Genomic DNA, 22766 nt, shown 5'->3' on the forward strand with positions numbered 1-22766 from the left:
CTTCCATTTATGGGAGTTTTTTTATTTTACAGTTTTTTTTCGACTCCCTCATAATCAAATGCCGGAATGAAACTCTCTCTGGCAGTTTCCCCATCCTGAAAGAATCCGTTTTCAATTCCAATTTCAAACGCATAATCCAGAACTTTTTCATACTCTCTTTTTGTCACACGCCTGTTTAATTCCGTATACTCCTTTTGTTTGAAAATTGGTGTATATTGATTCATGATACTGATGTAAATCTGGTTTCCATATGTCTGGTGCAGAACTGTCAACGCTTCTTTTGAATTCTTCGTATGTCCCGGCAATATAAGGTGTCGGACAATCGTTCCCCGCCGGATATAACCATTCTCATCAAACTGCGCACTTCCTGTCTGTCGTAGCATTTCACCAATTGCACGCAATGCTGTTTGTGGATAATCCGACGCATGGGAATATTTTCGTGCCAGTTCACTTTGCGCGTATTTATAATCTGGCAGATATACATCTATGTATCCCTCCAGCATTTTCAATGCTTCTACACTCTCGTATCCACCGCAATTATAAACAGCAGGAAGATTCATTCCCTTTTCCTTTGCAATTTTCAATGCGGCAATAATCTGTGGAATATAATGTGTTCCTGTCACCAGATTTATATTGGCTGCTCCTTTCTCCTGAAGTTCCAGAAATATCTCTGCCAGTCTGTTTATTGTGATCTCAAGACCACTGTCACCAATGGCAATATCACGATTCTGACAAAAGCAGCAGCGCAGATTACATCCTGTAAAAAAGACTGCCCCGGAACCTCTTCTGCCAGAAATACAAGGCTCTTCCCACATATGCAGAGCAGCCCTTGCCACGCGCACAGTCTGATCCATACCGCAATATCCTGTTTTTCCTGCTGTCCGATCCGCATGACACTTTCTTGGACACAGGCAGCAATCTTTTAATATTTCCATATTCTCTCGTCCTTTGTGTAATGATACTCGTAATAAGTATACTACATCAAACAGACAATGTCAGGTGTCAAAATATGCAATGCGGTTTCATTCATATTTTACGATTTCTTTTTTCAATCTTTTCATGATTCTTTTTTCCAGTCGTGAAATATACGACTGAGAGATTCCCAAAATATTCCGCAACTTCTTTTTGCGTTTTCTCCATGCCATTATCCTTTCCCAGTCCAAATCTCAGACGTATGATAGTCTGTTCCCTTGGAGAGAGCTTACCAATGGCTTTCGCAAGCAAAGTGATTTCTACCTCATCCTCAAGACGTTTGGAAATTACATCTTCGTCTGTTCCCAGAATATCAGAAAGCAGCAATTCATTTCCGTCCCAGTCAACATTTAACGGCTCATCTATAGATACTTCCATCTTAGTCTTGCTGTTGCGCCGAAGGTACATCAGAATTTCATTTTCAATGCATCTGGAAGCATAGGTAGCAAGCTTAATATTCTTAACAGGATTAAACGTATTGATTGCTTTGATCAGTCCAATCGTCCCAATTGAAATCAGATCTTCTACCCCAACCCCGGTATTGTCAAATTTTCGTGCGATATATACGACAAGTCTTAAATTATGCTCGATCAGAACAGACTTGGCTTCTTCCTCCTGCCCTGTTCCAAGTTTCTGAAGTACAAATGCCTCACGCTGTGGCTCCAGCGGTGCAGGTAACACATCATTCCCGCCAGTATAAAAAACATCTCCTGAACGGTTCATTACCATTCTTGACACTACCTGAAATGGATAACAGCCCATAGTCACAACCCCTCCCGTTAAAGTAATCTGGAATTCAAAAGTACGTCATATTCCTTACCAAAAGCGGATGTTTCAAATGAAAACGCAAATACTGGTCTGTCCACACAGATAACTTCCGTCGGAGTCTGAATACAAAGCTTTTCCAATGTGACAGCCAGCATCATCCCATGTTCCCTGCCTATACTGTGAAAAAAATAGAAAATGAGGATTCAGGCCGACAGTTTCGGCTTCTTTTAATTCCTCCGGATTTTCTTTCAGATGTTTTAAACAGTTTACTGTTTCTTCTGAACATATTTCAGACAAAATCTCTGTCGTACCTACAGATACCGGTTTTCCGCTCACAGAATCTATGAGAAGATTTCCGGAATCATAAAATCCATAGAAGGAATATCCTTTTCCGCTGTAAAATATTGTTATCGGGTAGATATTCTTTGTCCGTATTCTTATAGAATCAGCCAGATATGACCATGCTGCGCTTCCAAACCATGTAGCTGTGCCAAGAATCAGAAACAGTTTAGGTGTCAGATTCTCTCCGGCAATCACTTCCCAAAATCCTCCGCATAAAAATGCAGCAAAGTATAATGTAAGAATCGCCTTTAGCAGCAAACCACCTTTTTTCAGATTACATCCGATCACCAGCATCCCCGCAGCACAGCCACCATGCAGCAGTACCAACGCCGGAAGGTAAATTTCAGACTTCAGATAAAAACGAAGATATATGATACCACAGGAAAATAACGCCCCCATAACAGCACCTGCAAATGCACGCTTTCTGTTTCCCGCGCATTTGAATAACGTTCCTATAAATCTGAGCAATATGTAATCTATCAGGAGATTTGTAAAGAAAACCACATCTATGTATATTTCGTAACGCATTTCCTGCCTCCGTCCGATACTGTTTCTTTCTCGCGCCAGCCACATTCCCCTGCTGTCTAATGCAATCTGTCTATTTTCATTTTCCGGCTTCTCCTTTACTTCGGTAAGTACTACTCATTATACGGAATCATCTGTGCGAATTTTGTCAAAAGAGTGTATCTGAGGCTTATAATTTATCGCATTAAATCGACGAAATTTTCTCTTTGGTTTTCTTGACATATGATTTAACTTAGAATAAAATGATAGATAATTTCTATGTATTACATGGGTGATTTTTATGATATTAAAATAAAACGGAGGATTTTAACATGAGTACAATTACAGGTCATACAGGTCTTACTGCGCTTTTAGGAAGCCCTGTGGCACACAGTATTTCGCCCTTAATGCACAATGAGGCATTTAGACTTCTCGAGCTTGACTATGTATATCTGTGTTTTGATGTAAATGAAGAGACACTTCCTGCGGCAGTTGCAGGATTAAGGACTTGCGGCATTCGAGGCTTTAACCTTACCATGCCGAATAAGAATAAGATTGTAGAACTTCTTGATGAACTCTCCCCTGAAGCTCAGCTGATCGGGGCTGTAAATACTGTATTAAACGATAACGGGAAGCTGATCGGATATAATACAGATGGCTATGGATTCATGCAGTCTGTACGTGATGCAGGGCATGATGTAACAAATAAAAATATCACAGTTATGGGCGTAGGTGGAGCTTCTATGGCAATCTGTGCTCAGTCTGCTCTGGATGGTGCCAGTTCCGTACATATCTTCGCACGCCGTACCAGCAGATACTGGAACCGTACTCAGAAATTTGCTGAGAATCTCACAGCCAAAACCGGATGCCAGGTCTGTCTTTTCGACAATGACGATCATACAGCTCTGAAGGATTCCATCGCACAGAGTTATCTGCTGATCAATGCAACTTCTGTGGGTATGGTTCCTGATATTGACGATACAATCATCAAAGACACATCTTTGTTCCGTCCGGGACTTGTAGTAGCTGATGTTGTCTATGAGCCGCAGGAAACCCGACTTCTCAGGGAGGCCAAGGCTGCCGGCTGCCAAACTTTCAACGGAATGTATATGCTTCTTCACCAGGGTGCAAAAGCATTTAAAATCTGGACAGGACAGGATATGCCTGTTTCCATCATTAAAGAAAAATATTTTTCTGTAAAATAATCCTTTTTATTATAGGCTATAAAAATCGTCTAATAGAAACATGATTCTTATATATTTCATTTTGTTTTGAAATATAGCAGTTTTTAAAGATAAAAAACGTCATAAAATGATATAAACTCCGATTAGGGATAATATCATTTTATGACGTTTTTCAATTAACTATTACACTGTTTTTTCCGTATTATTTTACCTCTGAATTTTCTAAATTCACATATTTCCCATTATTTTATCTTTTATAATTGCAAGAATTTCCCTTGGAATATATATCAGTAGTCTCCAGGAACGGTATCTGGAAGGAATCGGATAAATTTCTTTGCATCCACATTTTCTGCCGATAGCTGTTCCGCGAAATACATGAAAGTTATTCGTGACAACTCCCACTGAATGATCCAGACCGATCAATGCCAGACTGAATCTCAGGTTCTCTGTCGTACTGGTGGATTTTTCTTCTAAGATCAGACGGTCTCTGGTAATTCCATGCTCTGTCAGATAATTACACATTGCCTGAGCTTCCGTAATTGCTTCTCCCTCACCTTTTCCACCTGATAATACAGCTTTCGTATCAGGATTCTCTTCCAGATATTGCAAAGCCCTCCTGGTGCGTTCCAGAAGGGCTAATGTAAGCCGAGTGCCTTCTACATGGGCACCAAGCACGATAATATATTCCAGATTCGGATGCTTACGCATTCTTTCCGCAGCAGTATTTATATTTCTTACCGCTTCCGCATGGACACGGATCGTTACGTCCGATTTTCTTAGCTTTTACAACTGTTCCTGATTTCTTCTGTTCAAGATACAGTTCTTTTCTCTTCTCAGGTGTGAAAATTGCATCCCACTGTGGCAGTTCATACAGCCAGTCAGCTCTTGCATCTACCATGTTCTTGTAAAGAAGTTCTTTGTCGAAACACAGAGAAACTTTTGTGTTCTCATCCATTGTCTCGATCGGGTTCGGAATCTTTAAACTGTCATTGATTCCATCAAGGAAACCAACCATTGTCAGAACTTCCTGTCCATATTTCTCAGCCAGTTCTTTAACTGTACCGGTTACTACCTCGTCCGGATTAGTAAGAAGCTGCTCATAAATTCCTTTTTCAATATTAAAATAATTTGCCCAAAATCTCTGAAGTTTATTACGGTCTGCCTGCTGATCATAGGCGATGGAACGCCACTGCTCTAAGATTGTTTTATCGCTCATTTCCTTTAATCCTCTTTTCCAATATTTCATAGGTATTATGCCTGTGTGGAAACATGTGGAAAATTTTCCTCTCACAAGCTTTATTATTATACCATCTTTTTCATAAAAATACAAACCATATTCTTTGTATTTTTGGTGAATTTTATTTCACGCCCAGCTTCTCCAGTTCTGCTGCTGCCTGTTTGAAAGACTCAAACTGAATCGCATGAATTCCCTGTTTACGTGCTGCTTCACAGTTTTCTTTTCTGTCATCCAGAAATACAGATTTCTGCGGATCAAGATTATAACGTTTGATGAGTGTCTGATAGATATCCGGCTCCGGTTTGATCTGTTTCACCTGGCAGGAGAATACTGCTCCGTCTACATATTTGAGAAATGTAAGTTCTTCCTCTGTTTTTTCCAGTGTATAAGTTGCATAGTTTGAAAGAATATAGACATGATATCCCTTATCTTTCAGATATCGTACCCAGGTTTCCGCATAATCCATTCTCTCAATTGTTTCACCGGAGCGGCGCATTACTTCACGGATATCATCTGCATATTCCGGTGCATCTTTTATCATCTTATCCACGTAATACTGCTCATCTTCACTGCTTCTGTCTCTTTCATTCCAGGTTTCACTCTCAAAAACCGCCTTCGCAATCTTGTCTCTTTTCTCTTTCGGGAATCCAAAACTGTCCAGATATTTTTCCCATTCAAATTTTACAAGAACTTTACCTACATCAAAAATAATATTTTCCATATCAGATTCCACCACTTTCTTATTTTTATTCAATAGCTTATACACCATCCATATTGCATAGGCAAGTATGGGAACCATGATAGCCACTGCAAGAGAGGCTTTAAAATAGTTCTGGGAATTCTCCCCGCTTCCAAATGCAAAAAACATTGGTAAACAGCAGGCAAGAAGCAGGATTACGATTGCAATCCATGCACCTGCTTTCTTTAATTTGTTATTATCTTTCTTCATAATCCTCCTGATTTATCTCAAACAAATACTGGCAATCCTCTTTGCCACATATCTCTGTATAAAATACACGCCGGAGAAACTCCCCGGCGTATAGTCATTTTTATTTATTTCTGTAAATAATATCGTCACGTCCCGGACCATTAGAAATCATTGTAATCGGGAATCCGATATGTTCCTCTACGAACTCAACATATTTTCTGCAGTTCTCCGGGAGATCTTCATATTTCTTGATTCCACGGATATCGCATTTCCATCCCGGAAGAGTTTCCAGAACCGGTTTTGCTTTCTCAAGCAGTGTAGTAGTCGGGAAATCTGTAGTTACTTTACCGTCGATCTCATATCCTGTGCATACCGGAATCTCATCAAGGTATCCAAGAACATCCAGAACTGTGAAAGCAACATCTGTTGTTCCCTGAAGACGGCAGCCGTATTTAGAAGCAACACAGTCAAACCATCCCATACGTCTCGGACGACCTGTAGTAGCGCCGAATTCACCGCCGTCACCACCGCGTCTTCTCAGTTCATCTGCTTCTTCACCAAAGATCTCAGAAACGAATGCACCTGCTCCTACTGCACTTGAGTATGCTTTACATACAGTAACGATCTGTTTGATCTCGTATGGTGGAAGACCAGCTCCTACTGCACCGTATCCTGCCAGGGTGGAGGAAGAAGTAACCATCGGATAAATTCCGTGATCCGGGTCTTTCAGAGAACCAAGCTGTCCCTCAAGAAGCACTTCCTTACCTTCTTTTAATGCGTTCCACAGATACAGGGAAACATCACATACATATGGCTCAACCATTTTCTTATATTCCATCAGTTCTGCAAACAGTTCATCCACCTTAAGGAGTGGTTTGTGATATAAATGCTCAAGAAGAATATTCTTTGTTTCGCATACACTTGTAAGTTTTTCTTTCAGATGTTCTTCATCAAAAAGTTCGCTTACCTGGAAACCGATTTTTGCATATTTGTCAGAATAGAAAGGAGCAATACCGGATTTAGTAGATCCGAAAGATTTACCACCCAGACGCTCTTCTTCATACTGGTCAAAAAGGATATGATATGGCATAACCATCTGCGCTCTCTCGGAGATAAGAATCTTCGGAGCCGGAACACCTCTGCTTACTACTTCATTGTACTCTTTAAAAAATACCGGAATATTCAGTGCAACACCGTTTCCGATCACGCTTGTAGTGTGATTGTAGAATACACCTGATGGCAGAGTATGAAGAGCAAATTTACCATAGTTATTTACGATTGTATGGCCTGCGTTTGCACCACCCTGAAATCTTACGATAATATCAGCTTTTTCAGCGAGCATATCGGTAATCTTACCTTTACCTTCGTCTCCCCAGTTAGCACCAACAACTGCTTTTACCATTATATATTTTCCTCCTGTTTTTTGCATAACAGCACCGGGGTCATAAAGATCCCGGCACAGCAACATTTTATCTTTTTTATTACGATCGTGTCTATATATCAGACATTAATCTCAGCTTTAACTCCCAGAAGTTCTTTATGGGAATCCAGAATCGGCTGAACTACTTCATTCACAAATCTCTCAGTCTGCTCTTTGGCACGTCCGATGTATTTCTTAGGATCCATGGACTTCTGAAGATCTTCCAGAGAAAGGTTGAATGCAGGATCTGCCGCGATCAGTTCGAGCAGATTGTTATCCTTACCCTCTACTTTTACAGTCTTACCTGCTTCCATAGAAAGCTCACGGATACGCTCATGAAGTTCCTGACGGTCACCACCTGCTTTTACAGCGTCCATCATGATATTCTCTGTAGCCATAAACGGAAGCTCAGCCATCATGTGTTTCTCGATAACCTTCGGATAAACAACCAGTCCATCTACAACATTCAGACAGAGATCCAGAATTCCGTCAATTGCAAGGAATCCTTCTGGAATACTCAGGCGCTTGTTTGCAGAGTCATCCAGAGTTCTCTCAAACCACTGAGTAGCGGATGTGATAGCCGGATTAAGGGCATCTACCATCACATAACGTGAAAGGGACGCAATACGCTCACTTCTCATCGGATTTCTCTTATAAGCCATTGCAGAAGATCCGATCTGGGATTTTTCAAATGGTTCTTCTACTTCTTTCAGATGCTGGAGAAGACGGATATCATTTGACATCTTGTGCGCACTTGCTGCGATTCCTGCAAGAATATTAGCCACACGAGTGTCTACCTTACGGGAATATGTCTGTCCGGATACCGGATAGCATTCCTTGAATCCCATCTTCTTCGCGATCATCGGATCAATCTTATCGATAGTCTCCTGATCTCCGTCAAAGAGTTCCAGGAAACTTGCCTGTGTTCCGGTTGTTCCCTTAGATCCGAGAAGTTTCATTGTTCCAAGAACATACTCCAGATCCTCCAGGTCAAGAAGAAATTCCTGTGTCCAGAGTGTTGCACGTTTACCAACTGTTGTCGGCTGTGCAGGCTGGAAATGTGTGAAAGCCAGAGTCGGCTGTTCTTTATATTTATCAGCGAAAGCAGAAAGTTCAGCAATAACATTGACCAGTTTCTTGCGAACAAGCTTTAATGCCTCTGTCATTACAATAATATCTGTATTATCACCTACATAACAGGAGGTTGCTCCCAGATGGATGATTCCTTTTGCCTTAGGGCACTGTACACCGTATGCATATACGTGAGACATAACATCATGACGTACCTGACGTTCTCGTTCTTTGGCAACGTCATAATTGATATCCTCTGCATGTGCTTTCAGTTCATCGATCTGCTCCTGTGTAATGTTAAGACCAAGCTCTTTCTCTGTCTCGGCAAGTGCGATCCAGAGTTTTCTCCATGTGCGGAATTTCATATCCGGAGAAAAAATATACTGCATTTCTTTGCTGGCATAACGTTCTGATAAAGGACTTACATATCTGTCTGTACTCATCTTCACTCTCCTGTTTCTTAATAGGATTTTTATCCTTTTTATTTCGCTTCAATACACAGCTTTAAGTTTTTTCACTGCGTACGTTGAAATTATATAACATCATTCTTCTAAAAGCAACCACAAAAAACTCATCCCTGATGGAATTTGCCAAGAAATTCTTTCATTCGGGCATGTTCTGACGCAAATACCTCCTGCGAACTTCCTTCAACAGCGATCAGTCCTTTATCCATGAAAATAATATGATCGGAAATATCTCTCGCAAATGTCATCTCATGGGTAACGATTACCATAGTAATGTGCTCTGCCGCCAGATCCTTGATAACTTTAAGAATCTCTCCTGTAAGCTCCGGATCAAGCGCCGATGTAGGCTCATCAAAAAACAGAATCTTTGGATTCATGCATAATGCACGCGCAATGGAAACTCGCTGCTGCTGTCCACCGGAAAGCTGGAATGGATATGCATTTTCTCTGTCGGCAAGTCCCATCTGTTTCAGCAGCACTCTTGCCTGCGCATATACTTCTTCTTTCTTTCTCTTCTGTACTCTGATCGGCGCATCTGTAATATTTTTTAATACGGAAAAGTGTGGAAAAAGATTGAAATTCTGGAATACCAGTCCCACATCTCCCTGCTTGACGATCTCACCACTATCCGGTGTTTCGAGTCCTGTTGCACAGCGAAGAAGTGTAGATTTACCGGAACCTGACGGACCGATAATACTTAATACTTCTCCCTCTTCTACCTGAAGCGAAATATCCTTTAACACTTCAAGACTTCCAAAACTCTTTTTTATGTGTTTCATTTCAAATAATACCATGTCAAGTATTCCTCTCAAATATGATACTTCATTACTGTTCACTCGTAACTGTTCACACGCTACTATCCCGCGAGGTGTTTTGGCATGAAAATGCCAAAATCCCGAGACATACAAGCCAAAATTCCATTGCCGCAGGCAATTTGGAATGAATTTTGGCTACGTTACTGAGAACGGAGTGAACAGTAACGTTCACTCCGCGCCCGGTGATTCAGAAAGGTTTCCTATGAACAGGTAAGCTTTCTGATCAGCGATAATAGTTTAACTTCTTCTCAATCTTATCCATCACGATTGCAACCAGAAGATTAAAGATAAAATAGAAAACTGCCGCGATCACAAATGGCATCATCGTTGTCTGCGCACTTGCGATCTGCTTTGCAATCGTAAACATTTCGGCGACCGCCACAACGAAAGCTAAGGACGTATCCTTTACCAATGTGATAACCTCATTTGTCACAGACGGAAGAATTCTCTTTATCACCTGCGGCAGAATAATTCTGAAGAAAGTCTGTACCTTACTGTATCCAAGAATCTTCGCAGCCTCATACTGTCCTGCCGAGACAGATTCGATTCCACCTCTGTAGATTTCTGCAAAATATGCAGCATAGTTAATACTAAACGCGATAAATACAGCGATCAGGCTGTATCCCATAGAAATACGGATTCCAAAAATAAAATACGGTCCGAAATATACAACCATCAACTGCAGCATTAACGGCGTTCCTCTCATAACAGATATGTAGGCAGACACGATTCCACGAATCACCGGATTCTTAGCCATTCTGCCAAAGCAGATCAGAAGTCCCAGTGGAAGTGAAAAAATCAATGTCACTACAAAGATCTCCACAGAAACTACCATACCACTGGCAAGCTGCTGCAGCATTACACTTAAAGACATATCTTTTCCTCCTAAGAAATTTCTCATGTACAGTAAGAAAAGAGGGTGCACAAAATGTACCCTCCATTCCTTTTATAATACAGACAGCTCTGTACAAGTCTGTCCTCTTGTATCTTTATCAGCTACCATTCACTCCGTAAACAATCACCTTTATCATTCACTTCATGAACAATATTTTTTATTCCGCATCTTCTGCTGTATCTTCTTCAGAAGTCTCAGCCTCAGAAGTATCTTCCTCTGCTGCATCATCTTTCTTGTCTGCGGATTCTTCATCATCACTTCCAATGCAAAGCATATCTGCAACTTCGTATTTCTCTGCCAGTTTGTCAACTTCGCCAGCGTCATAAAGTTTAAGAACTTCAGCCCATACAGTGTCTTTCAGTTCATCATTGCCTTTCTTGAAGCCGATTCCGTACTGCTCGCTCTGGATTGGCTCATCAAGGATTAAGTATTTACCTTCTTCTCTCTGAGAAAGCTGATATTTGGCAACACCGATGTCAACTGCAATCGCATCTGCCGCACCGGAATCCAGATTCATAAATGCTGTATTATAATCAGGGTTCTCTGTCAGTGATCCAAAGCTTGCTGTCAGATCTTTATTATCATCGCTGTTTAAAGCATCCAGTGCTGCGGAAGCTGCCTGAACAACAACATTCTTGCCTGCCAGATCGTCTAATTTCTCAATCTTAGAATCAGCAGCTACAACCATAACCTGCTCATTATTCAGATATGGATCAGACCATGTATAATCATCTTCACGTCCATTGATTGTGAATCCATTCCAGATACAGTCGATAGAACCAGAATTCAGCTCCATATCCTTAGAATCCCAGTTGATTGGTTTCTTTACAAGTTCCCATCCGAGATTGTCACATACTTCCTGTGCAAGATCGAGGTCGAAACCAACATAATCTCCATTATCGTCTTTATATCCGAAAGGAGGATACTCTGCGTCAAATCCTACAGTTAATGTCTTGCTGTCAGCATCTGCATATACAGAAACAACACCTGTCATCATAGAAGCTGCCATAACTCCTGCCATGAGTACTGCTAAAGATCTCTTTTTCATGATAAATATCTCCTCTTCATCTGTTTTGTTATTTACCACACAGCCACTCTACCATGTGAAAGTATGTTTTAATCCTAACACACCCATCCACTCCTGTCAAGCGCAAGTTACTGGGTTACTGTTCACTGTGTTCTCAGTAACACGCTTCGCGATGCACAGAATTTATGCTATTCGCATAAATTCGCGCGGTATGTCTCGGGTTTTCTGTGACCTTCGCTCACAAAAAACACCTCGCGGGATACTACCTGTGAACAGTAACGTTACTGGCACTTTTCATTATCTCACCTTACATCATTATTGTACAAAGGATGATTCTCAGTCATTGAAAGCACTGCCTGTCACGATCCCGTACTTCTGTGATATTCTTTCATAAGTTTCTCCAGAAGTGCATCCAGATTTTCTTCATCTATCTTCTTCTCGGGTACACTTGCAAACGTCTTCATAGACTCCTGGATTTCCTCTTTGATATCTTTCTTTACTTTATCATCCACGCCAAGTTCTTCCATGACTTTATCATAGTCCGTCTTATCGTGAATGCTGGCATACGTTGTCACATACGCCTTCAGCGCTTCTGCCGACTGGCTCTCTTTATATGCCTGCAAAAAACATTCCTGTGCCTTCTCCATCTGGAAAAGGTAGCTGTACGCACAGCCAAGGTTATATCTCACTGCAGCCGCAAAACCTTTTCTCTGCTGATTCAGGTCATCTCTTTCCAGAATCTTCTGGTACACCTGGATTGCATTTACATACATTCCATTCTCTACCAGAGCATCTCCTTTTCTCTTCTGCCGGACTGCCTGGCGTTCTTTTCCAAAATCTGCAAGACAGATGTTAAAACTCTTCATCTCTTCGTATGTCAGATAATTGATTTCTTTGAAAATCGGATAAACCATATCTTCTATACTTACATTTCTCTCCAGATTCTGTTTCAGTTTCGCTGCCAGATGTGGAAGTTCCAGTTCGTCCCGGATCCAGCTGCATAATTCTTCATTAAATATCGTATGGTCAGCCAGGTAAAGATTATGATAAAGATAATAGCACAGTTCCTCTATAGAATAGATATTCATACTGATGTTCTCTATATAATAAGGACGTTCTGCTTTTTTTGTCTGGCATAAAATATATCCGCTCATTCGTCCATCTCCTTTACCATTCCACTGTCTCTGTCCAGGTCTTACCGCTGGAAGGGAACAATTCTCCAAATCCCAGATCGGTTACTGTCACTTTACATTCTGTTGCTGAAATATACTGTAATTCCAGTAAAAGTCTGGTCGTTTTATTCGGGCGCAGAGGAATACCAGGCAGCATCATACCTACTTTTCTCTTCTCCGGTCTGTCATAAGTGCTTACCGTAAACACCAGTTCCTCTGTATCATCAAGAATAATTTCACAGGATGATTTACTGTCATACCAGTTATTCCCGGCCTCGATCATCGGATAATATGTCGGAGATCCCATTACTCTCATTTCCATTCCGACATCGGCCATCACAAGGTTATCACTTAAGAAACGATAACCTTTCAATGCCTTATTCTCCGTTCTCTCTTTGCCGGCAGAGCACGCTCCTTTTGCAAAAAGATTATTTCCATAGAAAACTTTTCGCTTCTGATAACATAACAGTCTGACAGACTGTTCTGCCCAGTCCTGGGAAAATCCCTCTCCTGTGATCTGAATACTGGAGAACAAATCTTTTCCAAGTGTTTTCTGGACGAATTTACAGAATTCAGAATCTCTTTCCTGTCCGTCAGCAGGAAGTGTTGTTTCCACAGCCTCTTCCAGCTTTACAGTCACCGGTTTTGTCGCACCATTCATCGTCATCTTACGGAAAGATACGCTGTCCGGTTTAAATGCATACCAGGCAACACTGCGGTTCCATGTTTCTCTTTTCTGGGATAACACATAGTAATAGAAACTTTCCCCGTAATCCAGAAGCATATATTTCTCATGTGGAAATCCCAGCGATTCAAATGCCTTCTGGAAATTCTCTACCTGAATCTCTGTCAGATGTGGCAGTGTCACTGCCACACATTTTATATTCTTGACCAGATCTGCTACTCCAAGAAACTTAAGCATTCCCTGCAAGAACTGTGCAAGAATTTCCCATGGTGCAAGCTTTCTTCCTTCTGACAATACGAAATCCTTTTTCTCGCAGATTCCATAGACATCATCAATCATGATTCCGCCCTTTTCGCGGGCAAAGTATTCAGCCTCCAAACCCACACAGTAATCCTTCTGTTCAGGTCTGTAACATACACAGCTTGGGGCTTCATACTGATTTCCGCCAGCCTTCATGGAAAGAGATCTTGCCTCTTCTCCCTTGCGGTCATAATAACATATCTGAGAATATTCTTTACCAAAATCAATTCCAACGATTAAATCACGAATTTCGTTCATCTGTTCCTCCTGGTTTCAGGGTTATCTGTTCCTGTTCTTCTTTTTCGATCACGAACATATTCTGTACGTACTGTTCCTGGCGAAGATAATTCTTTACCTGAGAAAGCACTTCCTTACTCTTATCCAGTCTTCGTGCAGAAAGCATCTGGTTAATCATATGATACTTGCTCACAGGAGCACCCTCAACCTTACTCATAGTGATCACGCGTTCCTGTGTTTCATTTACCTGATCTCCCACTTCTGATCTGAAATAATATCTCAGAGTTTCGCCATAAAACAAAGTGAACGCCTTCGCAAAAATACCTTCATACAGATTGCGGAGCGGCTCTGTCTGGTATTTCACCTGATTTCCAAGCCCTGCATCAAATGCATAATATAAGGTTACTTTTGCAGATGGGTCTGCATGATACTCCACAAAAGTCTTGTCATCCAGCTGATATGGACTGAGAATAGATACCGGAAGTTTCTTAAAGAACGCAAAGCACATATCTTTTTTTATACATTCCTGCAGGATTTCTCTGGCATTTTCCAGCTGTTTTTCTTTCAGGTTCTTCTCCTTTGAATATGCCTCCAACAGTGCAAGACTGCATACAAAATCAACCGGACTCTTTTGTTCATATGCATTCTCCAGCTGACTTCTCACGAAAATGCTCATTGGATATTCTCTTACAAATGTTCCAAATGCCACCTGTGTAAGATATGCCCCTGCTATGTTTTCTTTTCCGCTGTGATGTACGTAATCTTCAAAGATTTTCTCTCCTTCTTTACGGTAATCAGCTGTAAACATCAGTAACTGAAGGAGTTTTTCCTCAAGCTCATACGTATCCATCTCGAAGCCCTGTGCACTTTTCCAGACAGATATCAGCTCATCTATCGGACCATATCTGTAATCCATCAAATATTTCAGAATCACTTCGTCATATTTTCCATATCTGTAAACATCAGATGCAAGTGCAATCAGTTCATCATCCTCTTTCATCTCACATCGTGTCAGCATTCTGCTGATAAGCTTCAACTGACTTTCTACGCGGATTCCCTCGTATCCAAATTTAGAAACAACCACCATTGCCTGCTGATACAGTCCCTTTGCGATCAGCACTTCCAGAAGCCCTGTTCTGTCCACCTGGGCATATTTTTCGTAATCCATTTCTCTCAGATACTCATCCGTCACATCATCTTTGATATGTTCTGAATAGTAAGAAAGTAGTTTCTCTCTGACAGCTCTCTGGTATTCGTCTGAGAATTCCTCTGTATCCGGAATCTTCTGGAATGCTTTCAGATTATCCTGACTGGCTTCGGTATTCTCACTACAGTGAAGCACCAGTCCCGGTTCTTCTATATCAAAGGCAAGAACCTTATCTATCAATTCCCGTTCATCAAACAGTTTCTTGATATTATAATCTACTGTTGAAGCATATCGTCTCTGGTTTGCGTCTTGAAACAGGATCACAGCATCATCCGTATAAATTCTCGGATATGCCACACCCTGCATACATGGATAGATTTCTTCTGTCCGAAGCTGCTCATGACGTACGATCACATATCGTATTTTCTTGTCATCACAGTAAAGTCTGTTCGTAAACATCTTTCCGGCAATCAGAGAGGCCTGTCCCTCTGTTTTTGGATTACTTAAAAATTCCTGATAAAGAACCGCATAGTTCTCATTCATCTTTCCTTCTTTTGCCTTACGCATGGCAAAGACCTTCATGTGATCGCTGTAATCCGCATATGTCTGTGGCTGACGTCCTCTGTTACCCACGATACTTGCATAAATAAATGCTTTTTTATCATCACCAAGTGATGTGTTATTATATGTGAAATACATCAAAAGAGGTTTCGGGAGTTCTCTTTGATAGGAAGTGTCCATAGTCTCCACATAATACTCATATAATCTCGTCAGGCGGATTCCCTTCTCCACTGCCAGTGAAAACCATCTGAAATACTCTTGTTTTCTTGGGTTTCCAAGCATGATATATCTGCAGATAGCTTCCAGGGTATCATCTGATTCAAAAGCATCATAACCCATCGCCAGTGCTCTGTACATACTTGTGTTAAACTCTCTCTCATATCCTGTAAGATAGGCAAATCTCATCACAAGTTCTTCCGTCAGAAGACCTTTCTCTCCTGCAAACAAGAACACCTGTGTCCAGAAACTGCTCATTCTGTGGAGAAGTGAAGTATCACTGCTGATGTAATTCCATGCTTCCAGATACAGGAAAGGACTTCTGCATCCCTTCTCAAAAAGTTCTTCCATCATAAATACAAGTCTTGATGAAGAACCTTTCTCTTCAACAGTTACTTCCTGCCAGAGTTTAAAGAGCAGGAAACTATCCTCTTTCTGTAAAAAAAAGCTGCGCAGACGTCTTGCCGCCTGTTCTCTGTCTTTATGCAATCCGGTAAGAACGCAAAGGTAGAGATATACTCCTGCCAGTTCCAGATTCTCCCTGGAAAAATTCTGATGTTTAAATTTCTTAAGGATTTCCTTTGCCTGTTCTTCCTCTCCTTCCATATGAAGAATATATGCTTCATACATCTGGTATTCCGGATAATCACAGCCCTCTTCCTTCAGCTGATTAAGTACAAATCTGCTACTGCCGATCCAGGTCTTACCATCCATTCTCTTACAGGAATATTCCAACAGATCCCGCATCAGTTCCAGCTTGTGGCGTTTGACATGAATCTCTGTCTTAAGCTGCACCTGCGGCTCCATTGATGCGGTAATCTGATAGACCAGCTGCTGATAAGGACTCTTTACAATGATCTCACCAAACTGGCATCCTTTTTTGAGCTTCTCTTTGTGTATCACATATTCTACCTGATAGTAGCTGCCAATGAAATCTTCATCTGTAACCACATGTCTGGTAACTTCCAGAAAATCTCCCTTTGCCTCAACGTCCAGTCTGAGATGTCCCCATCCGTTCTTTCTTACAGCAAATGATTCACGTACAGATTCATTAATATCATAAAAGCTGTTATGGTCTGCCTTTAATTCAATTTTTACAGCTTCCTTCCTGCCCGTCGCAACAAGAAATTCCTCTACATTCTGAAATGTCACAGGCTGTTTGGAAAGTCCTTTATAAAGGGCTTTCTCCTTCCTGCCGGCATCTTTTAAAAGAAGTTCAAATTTATGATCTGTAAAAATACGGTATGCTTCTTTAAAATCGTCTTTCGCAATATTGACAAACGTATCCATATCCGGTATTTCACCGGCTATGCTCTTAAGTTCTGTTTTCTCTGCCTGAATCACAAATGGAAGCTTATATTCTCCAATATTCGTAGTAAAACAAATCCATCCTTCGTGTCTCTCTCCAGGACGCATTCCCATACCGTCAATCCCATACTGCAGTCTCACAGTCGTCCCCGAAAACTTCTCTGTTCCAGGTACAACACGCCTGTTGGAAGAAGTAATATATCCTCTGATCTTTTCGTTATCCTCTGTTCCGAAATACAGTTCTCCTTTATACACTTCTCCCGCTTTCAGCGTTACTTCTATCTTATCCTGTGAAAAAAGGAGCTGTGGCTGCTCATGTCTGAATTTTCCGCTTAATAGTTCTTCTATCGTCTTTTTCAAAATTGTCCACCTTATATCCTTGCTTAAATTACTAAGCTGCTGTTCGCTTTATGACCAATACATAGTTATTTTGAAAATGATGTACCAGTAACGTCACAAAGCCTATTGCGTTTAATTATACACCACAAACTGTATCCGCGCAACAGCCCTCACCTTGGGATTTTCATGAATAATTTTTATTCGTTACCGGATACACAGCAAATAGCAGCCGTTATTTTATTTATTATTGCACGAAGCCAAATTGTCTTATATAATAGTTTATATCTTATAATTGAGACAAGTAATTCTTCTGAAATAATCTGTTTTATCAGAAACAAGCGCGTCAAAAACCTGTTTCATACAGGCGGGCGAAATGGTCCACTTAATCACTCAGACAACGGAGGTATCTTATGAAAAAGCTAAAAGTATTTTCAATCTCTGCAATTTTTATTGCTATCTGCTGCTCCCTTTTCTTTTCAGCTTCAGTTTTTGCAGCATCGAAATACCGCGACAAGTTCAACCGCAAGCCCAGTGGAAATATCTACTATTATGATGAAAACGGACATACTGTAAAGGGATTCGTCACGATCCGCGGAAAGAAATACTACTTTAATGAAAAAGGAATCCAGCAGAATGGCTGGCAGAAAATAAAAGGCGACTATTATTTCTTCCAGATTCGCAGCGGAAGTGCTGCTTCCATGGTAACTTCCCAGCGTGTTAATGGCATTTATCTTACAAAAAGTGGAAAGGCCCGCTATAACAGTGAAGAAAAACGAAAACTAAATCTCATGGTTACCGCCAATCAGGTAATGCATCATGTGACAAAGAAAAATATGTCCAAACCGGAAAAATTGTGGAGATGCTATCTGAAGGCAGTCAGCTACGGATACGGCGGAACCGGCAACGACTATGATTTCCGCTATTATTATTCAAACTGGGATGTCAGCTATGCAGAGGATATGTTCTATCGAGGACATGGCGACTGCTTTGCTTTCGCATCCGCATTCGCTTACCTTGCAAATGCTGTTGGATTCGAAGCCAAAGTTATTTCCTCCGGCGGACATGGATGGGCAGAAATAAAAGGCGCAGTCTGTGATCCAAACTGGGCCAAGGGCACCGGAAATATTGAAAGATATTATCGAATGAGCTATGATCTAAGCGGCGTGGACGGACGCCCTTATTATAAAGGAAACAGAGCTTACGTAATTACAATCTAAGCATCAAAAAAAGTTTCGGACAAACCTGTCGCCCAGGTTCTCCGAAACTTTTTTACTTTACTTCCTCCCCCATGTTCATCAGACGAAATACCTGTTCCACAGTATCTGTCATATTAGCTTTTGCATTTTCAGGTTTCATGGCTTCTTCTAATGTTACCACCCCTCTGAGAATCGGGAAGAAGGCATCGATTCCGTTCTGATTACATGCAACTGCTTCTTTTGTAACGCTTCCTGCGAAAGCAATGACAGGAATATCATGTTTTTTTGCAAGACGCGCTACTCCGACAGGGGCTTTTCCCATCGCTGTCTGTCCGTCTAATCTGCCTTCTCCTGTAATTACAATATCTGCATTTTCCATATATTTTTCCAGACAGGTTTCTTCTAACACAATCTTAATTCCCGACTCCAGAACCGCATTTGTAAAACTTAAGAATGCAAAACCGAGTCCTCCTGCTGCACCTGTTCCCGCCTGATTTGCATTGGCTTTTGTAAATTTCTTTTCAGCCAGTTTGGCATAGTGTTTCAGCCAGTTATCCATCTGCATGATCATAGACGGAGTTGCACCTTTCTGTGGTCCATACACAGCACTGCAGCCATTCTCTCCGCAAAGAATATTGGTGACATCACAGGCAACCCGGAACTCACATTCTGCCAATTCAGGAAGTACATATTCATCTGTAATCTCTTCCAATACCTCAAGTCCTCTCGCCCCAAAAGGAACCTGTTTTCCTTCTTTATCAAGAAATCCATATCCTAACGCCTGAAGCATTCCAACTCCACCATCATTGGTCGCACTGCCGCCAATTCCTACGATAAAGCGTCTGCATCCTTTGGCAATCGCATCTTTGATCACTTCACCAACTCCATAAGTCGTCGTGTAAAGCGGATTTCTTTTTTCATCCGGAACAAGGGTGATTCCCGCTGCGCCTGACATTTCAATTACTGCTGTATGACTGCTTTCAATGATTCCATACTCACAATTTACCGGAATTCCAAGAGGTCCTGTTACCATTACATTCTGTGTAACTCCACTCATACCGCTTACCAATGCCTCGACAGTTCCCTCTCCTCCGTCTGCCAGAGGTCTTACTACGATTTCCGCATCCTGTCCATGAACTCTGCGGATTCCGTCAGCAATGGCATAGCCAGCTTCCATAGAGCTTAAGCTTCCTTTTAAAGAATCGATTGCAATTACCGCTTTCATACTTCATCTTCTCCTTTTGTATTCCTTTGGTAATATCTTACAACCAAGACCAGACAGATTCCAAATTACTGTCTCACCAATCTTACGGTTTCCTATGATTCCTACTGTCATGTCATGGAGTTCTTTTTAACCTATTAATACCTTTTTCCCCTGAAAAGCAAAACCGTAGCACCGTATTCTCTCCTGTTTTATTCCTCTTGCCTCCAGTTCACTAATATAATATTTATCCTGTATTTGTTTTTTTGCCGCTTTTACAGTGTCTTCCAATGTAGGTTCTCCAGCTTCGCATACTTTAAATTCCAGTTTTATCTACAAGAAAACAGTTATTTTCTCTGATGTATGCAAAATCCTGCGCTCCCAGGGATACCGTCTGTCTCAAAGTGATCACCTCCATCTGAAAACCATGTATCAGGCAGACTTCTCGTCTATCCGTTACTCATTTTATTTAGTTTAACATGAAGCAACAGGCAAAACAAGTTATTGTCAGTCTTTATAAATAAAATTACAAATGGGTAATTGCCGGACTCGTAAACACAGAGTCAAGCGGATATTCGCAATCCGCTTCGCTACTTGCTCATAACCGAATAACTGCTCCGCAGTTTATCAGAAGGAGCTTGCACTCCTCCTCGATACAAGCAAGTCCCACCCACTGCTTATTGCTTCTCGCAATTGAAGCAGGGGACTTACTTGATTCGGTTAAAACAACTCACTAATCACTTCCTGCACTGTCTCCAGCCGGTCTGCTTTCCATGCTTTCGCACCGCAGAACAACAATCCATCATCCACATTTCCTTTTACTGCATTGATCAGGCCATCTGTAATGCAATATGGAATTTCTTTTGGGCTGCATTTTACCAGGCATCCATGACATGGGCTGTGTGATATCTGTTCACCGCTCATCACACGTTTCATAAATTTGTTCATAATTGCACGTCCAGGCATTCCTACAGGGCTTTTTACAATGGCAATATCTTCTTTTCTGGCATTTAAGTGCGCTTCTTTGTACCGGATATCTGCATCACATTCTTCTGTTGTTATAAAACGGGTAGCTACCTGGACTCCATCCACTCCCAACGCAGCTACTTTCTGCACGTCTTCTTTATCGCAGATTCCACCGGCTACAATTACGGGAACTTCTGTCTGATATTTCTCTGCATAGAGTTTTATCGTTGCAATTATTTTCTTTATCTCTTCGCTGTAAGATTCTTCTGTATATTTTTCCAGTTCATCTTTATGAAAACCAAGATGGCCGCCTGCCTGCGGTCCTTCGATAACTACCAGATCTGCTGTTCTTTTATATTTTCTGTCCCAATATTTCAGGATTACTTTTGCAGATTTATCTGTGGAAACAATAGGAGCAATCTTTGTCAGACTGCCCTTGACCAGTTCCGGAAGCTCTGTAGGAAGCCCTGCACCGGATATGATGATATCTGCGCCTGCCTTTACAGCTGCTTTTACGTGGGATGAATATTCTTTCAATGCGACCATAATGTTATATCCTATGATTCCATCCGGTGAAATTGCACGGGCTTTTTTCATCTCACTGCCGATTGCCCTCTCATTAGCTGCTGCCGGATTTTTATCAAAATCTGCTTCTCTGTAACCGATCTGCGCCGTAGATATAATACCAACACCGCCTTCTTTCGCAACAGATCCGGCAAGTCTTCCCAGGCTGATGCCAACTCCCATTCCACCCTGAATCAGTGGAATTCTTGTGATTTTATCTCCTATTTTAAAATTCTTCATCTGTTTTTCTCCTGTTCTTGTTTTGATATTTTATTTGTCTTTAAAATATTTTGATATTCAAAGTATATCATAAATTCCATTCTTGTCAAGAAAAACTATTTAATATAGTTTTTAATACTATATATGTGTATTTCCGAATGCTCTTACATCATACTTCTCATACTATCAAATAAATCATAAAATGTAGAATTACTGCTCACTCCGTACCCAGCGCAGATCGTAAACCTTTCTTTATATTCAGTTGACATTTTGTCCTTTTATATGTTAAAGTAATATCCATACACAAAAATCGCAGGAAGGACATCACTATTATGAATTCTAAATTTTATGAAGAAGTACCTGTTCTCTCCAGAGAAGAGGCTATCGCTATTTTAAACACCCCGAATGATGAACTTAATACACTAATCGACCGCGCCAAAAACTTACGATATAAAAGGAGATTATTCTGACATGAACCAGACCCAAAATATTACCGTGCCTCATAGTAAAACTTACGATATAACCATGACCGCACTGATGGCAGCCGTTACCTGTATTCTTGCCCCACTATCTATTCCAATCGGTCCAGTTCCGATTTCATTCACTAATCTGGCAATATATCTGTCTCTGTATCTTCTTGGATGGAAAAAGGGAACCGTCAGTTATCTGATCTATCTGTTAATGGGGTTCGTGGGACTTCCGGTATTTTCCGGATTCACTGGCGGTCCTGCGAAGCTGGCAGGTCCTACAGGTGGATATATCATTGGATTTATCGTCATGGCAGTCATTGCCGGACTGGTGATAGATAACTGTCACAAACCATGGATACAGCTTATCGGCATGATTGTCGGAACTATTGTATGTTATCTTTTCGGAACAATATGGTTCTGTATCGTTGCAGATTACACTTTTAAAGCAGCTCTTGCAGTCTGTGTAATCCCATTTATTCCTGCCGATCTGATAAAAATGATTATTGCTATGATCATTGGACCGATGATAAAGAAAAGAATACGATAATATCGAAAGCG

General features: G+C 41.1%; 18 protein-coding genes and 2 pseudogenes. 3 read left to right on the plus strand and 17 right to left on the minus strand.

From position 1 onward, the window contains the following. Positions 1-26: 26 nt before the first annotated feature. The 4 genes and pseudogenes from AC058W_RS06165 to AC058W_RS06180 form a co-directional block, all read right to left on the minus strand. On the minus strand, positions 27-935 hold the full coding sequence (locus AC058W_RS06165; protein ID WP_118609283.1) for a radical SAM protein: 909 nt from the start codon (positions 933-935) through the stop codon (positions 27-29). A gap of 87 nt (positions 936-1022) precedes the next feature. Next, positions 1023-1701 (minus strand): annotated as a pseudogene (gene sigE, locus AC058W_RS06170) (RNA polymerase sporulation sigma factor SigE). 50 nt (positions 1702-1751) lie between these two features. After that, entirely contained in the window at positions 1752-1898 is a 147-nt protein-coding gene (locus AC058W_RS06175; RefSeq protein WP_479389829.1) for a hypothetical protein, read from the minus strand. 136 nt (positions 1899-2034) lie between these two features. Next, positions 2035-2655 (minus strand): annotated as a pseudogene (locus tag AC058W_RS06180) (sigma-E processing peptidase SpoIIGA); the annotation flags it as partial. A 263-nt stretch (positions 2656-2918) separates the two neighbouring features. Here AC058W_RS06180 and AC058W_RS06185 point away from each other — a divergent pair. Next, positions 2919-3791, plus strand: coding sequence for a shikimate dehydrogenase (locus tag AC058W_RS06185; RefSeq protein WP_117675068.1), 873 nt, complete (start codon positions 2919-2921; stop codon positions 3789-3791). A 207-nt stretch (positions 3792-3998) separates the two neighbouring features. Here AC058W_RS06185 and AC058W_RS06190 read toward each other — a convergent pair whose 3' ends face one another. The 11 genes from AC058W_RS06190 to AC058W_RS06240 all read right to left on the minus strand — a co-directional run bounded on the left by AC058W_RS06190 (position 3999) and on the right by AC058W_RS06240 (position 17613). Then, complete coding sequence (locus AC058W_RS06190; protein ID WP_117675070.1) at positions 3999-4478, minus strand: YdcF family protein; 480 nt, start codon at positions 4476-4478, stop codon at positions 3999-4001. Next, entirely contained in the window at positions 4471-4986 is a 516-nt protein-coding gene (locus tag AC058W_RS06195) for an SEC-C metal-binding domain-containing protein (RefSeq protein ID WP_117675072.1), read from the minus strand. Before AC058W_RS06195 ends, AC058W_RS06190 begins: the two co-directional genes overlap by 8 nt. 142 nt (positions 4987-5128) lie before the next feature. Further along, the gene (locus tag AC058W_RS06200; protein ID WP_242986737.1) at positions 5129-5956 is read right to left on the minus strand and encodes an HAD family hydrolase; all 828 of its coding nucleotides are present in this window, start codon (positions 5954-5956) and stop codon (positions 5129-5131) included. A gap of 100 nt (positions 5957-6056) precedes the next feature. Beyond that, on the minus strand, positions 6057-7337 hold the full coding sequence (locus AC058W_RS06205) for an adenylosuccinate synthase (RefSeq protein WP_117675074.1): 1281 nt from the start codon (positions 7335-7337) through the stop codon (positions 6057-6059). Between the two features lie 98 nt (positions 7338-7435). Then, on the minus strand, positions 7436-8869 hold the full coding sequence (gene purB, locus AC058W_RS06210; protein ID WP_117675076.1) for an adenylosuccinate lyase: 1434 nt from the start codon (positions 8867-8869) through the stop codon (positions 7436-7438). Between the two features lie 128 nt (positions 8870-8997). Next, complete coding sequence (locus AC058W_RS06215; protein ID WP_117675078.1) at positions 8998-9684, minus strand: amino acid ABC transporter ATP-binding protein; 687 nt, start codon at positions 9682-9684, stop codon at positions 8998-9000. A gap of 244 nt (positions 9685-9928) precedes the next feature. After that, the gene (locus AC058W_RS06220) at positions 9929-10579 is read right to left on the minus strand and encodes an amino acid ABC transporter permease (RefSeq protein WP_479389830.1); all 651 of its coding nucleotides are present in this window, start codon (positions 10577-10579) and stop codon (positions 9929-9931) included. Positions 10580-10757: 178 nt separating this feature from the next. Continuing rightward, a complete protein-coding gene (locus AC058W_RS06225; RefSeq protein WP_118630119.1) occupies positions 10758-11648 on the minus strand; it encodes an amino acid ABC transporter substrate-binding protein in 891 nt (296 codons plus the stop codon). A 338-nt stretch (positions 11649-11986) separates the two neighbouring features. Beyond that, positions 11987-12781 (minus strand): Snf7 family protein, encoded by a 795-nt coding sequence (locus AC058W_RS06230; RefSeq protein ID WP_119242217.1) that lies wholly within the window; start codon positions 12779-12781, stop codon positions 11987-11989. 13 nt (positions 12782-12794) lie between these two features. After that, complete coding sequence (locus tag AC058W_RS06235; RefSeq protein ID WP_118247259.1) at positions 12795-14042, minus strand: DUF5716 family protein; 1248 nt, start codon at positions 14040-14042, stop codon at positions 12795-12797. After that, on the minus strand, positions 14026-17613 hold the full coding sequence (locus AC058W_RS06240) for a DUF5717 family protein (RefSeq protein WP_479389831.1): 3588 nt from the start codon (positions 17611-17613) through the stop codon (positions 14026-14028). The genes AC058W_RS06235 and AC058W_RS06240 overlap by 17 nt, the downstream gene beginning before the upstream one ends. A 389-nt stretch (positions 17614-18002) precedes the next feature. Between AC058W_RS06240 and AC058W_RS06245 the strand changes: the two genes are divergently transcribed. Beyond that, the gene (locus AC058W_RS06245; RefSeq protein ID WP_117675088.1) at positions 18003-18809 is read left to right on the plus strand and encodes a transglutaminase domain-containing protein; all 807 of its coding nucleotides are present in this window, start codon (positions 18003-18005) and stop codon (positions 18807-18809) included. A 52-nt stretch (positions 18810-18861) separates the two neighbouring features. Here the strand turns inward: AC058W_RS06245 and AC058W_RS06250 are convergent, their stop codons facing one another. Then, on the minus strand, positions 18862-20013 hold the full coding sequence (locus tag AC058W_RS06250) for a glycerate kinase family protein (RefSeq protein ID WP_479389832.1): 1152 nt from the start codon (positions 20011-20013) through the stop codon (positions 18862-18864). A 696-nt stretch (positions 20014-20709) separates the two neighbouring features. Then, complete coding sequence (locus tag AC058W_RS06255) at positions 20710-21759, minus strand: NAD(P)H-dependent flavin oxidoreductase (protein WP_479389833.1); 1050 nt, start codon at positions 21757-21759, stop codon at positions 20710-20712. 450 nt (positions 21760-22209) lie between these two features. Between AC058W_RS06255 and AC058W_RS06260 the strand changes: the two genes are divergently transcribed. Further along, complete coding sequence (locus AC058W_RS06260; RefSeq protein WP_117675094.1) at positions 22210-22755, plus strand: biotin transporter BioY; 546 nt, start codon at positions 22210-22212, stop codon at positions 22753-22755. The last annotated feature ends 11 nt before the right edge of the window (positions 22756-22766 follow it).

The sequence above is a fragment of the Blautia sp. CGZ-1-C1 genome (genome assembly GCF_056504575.1).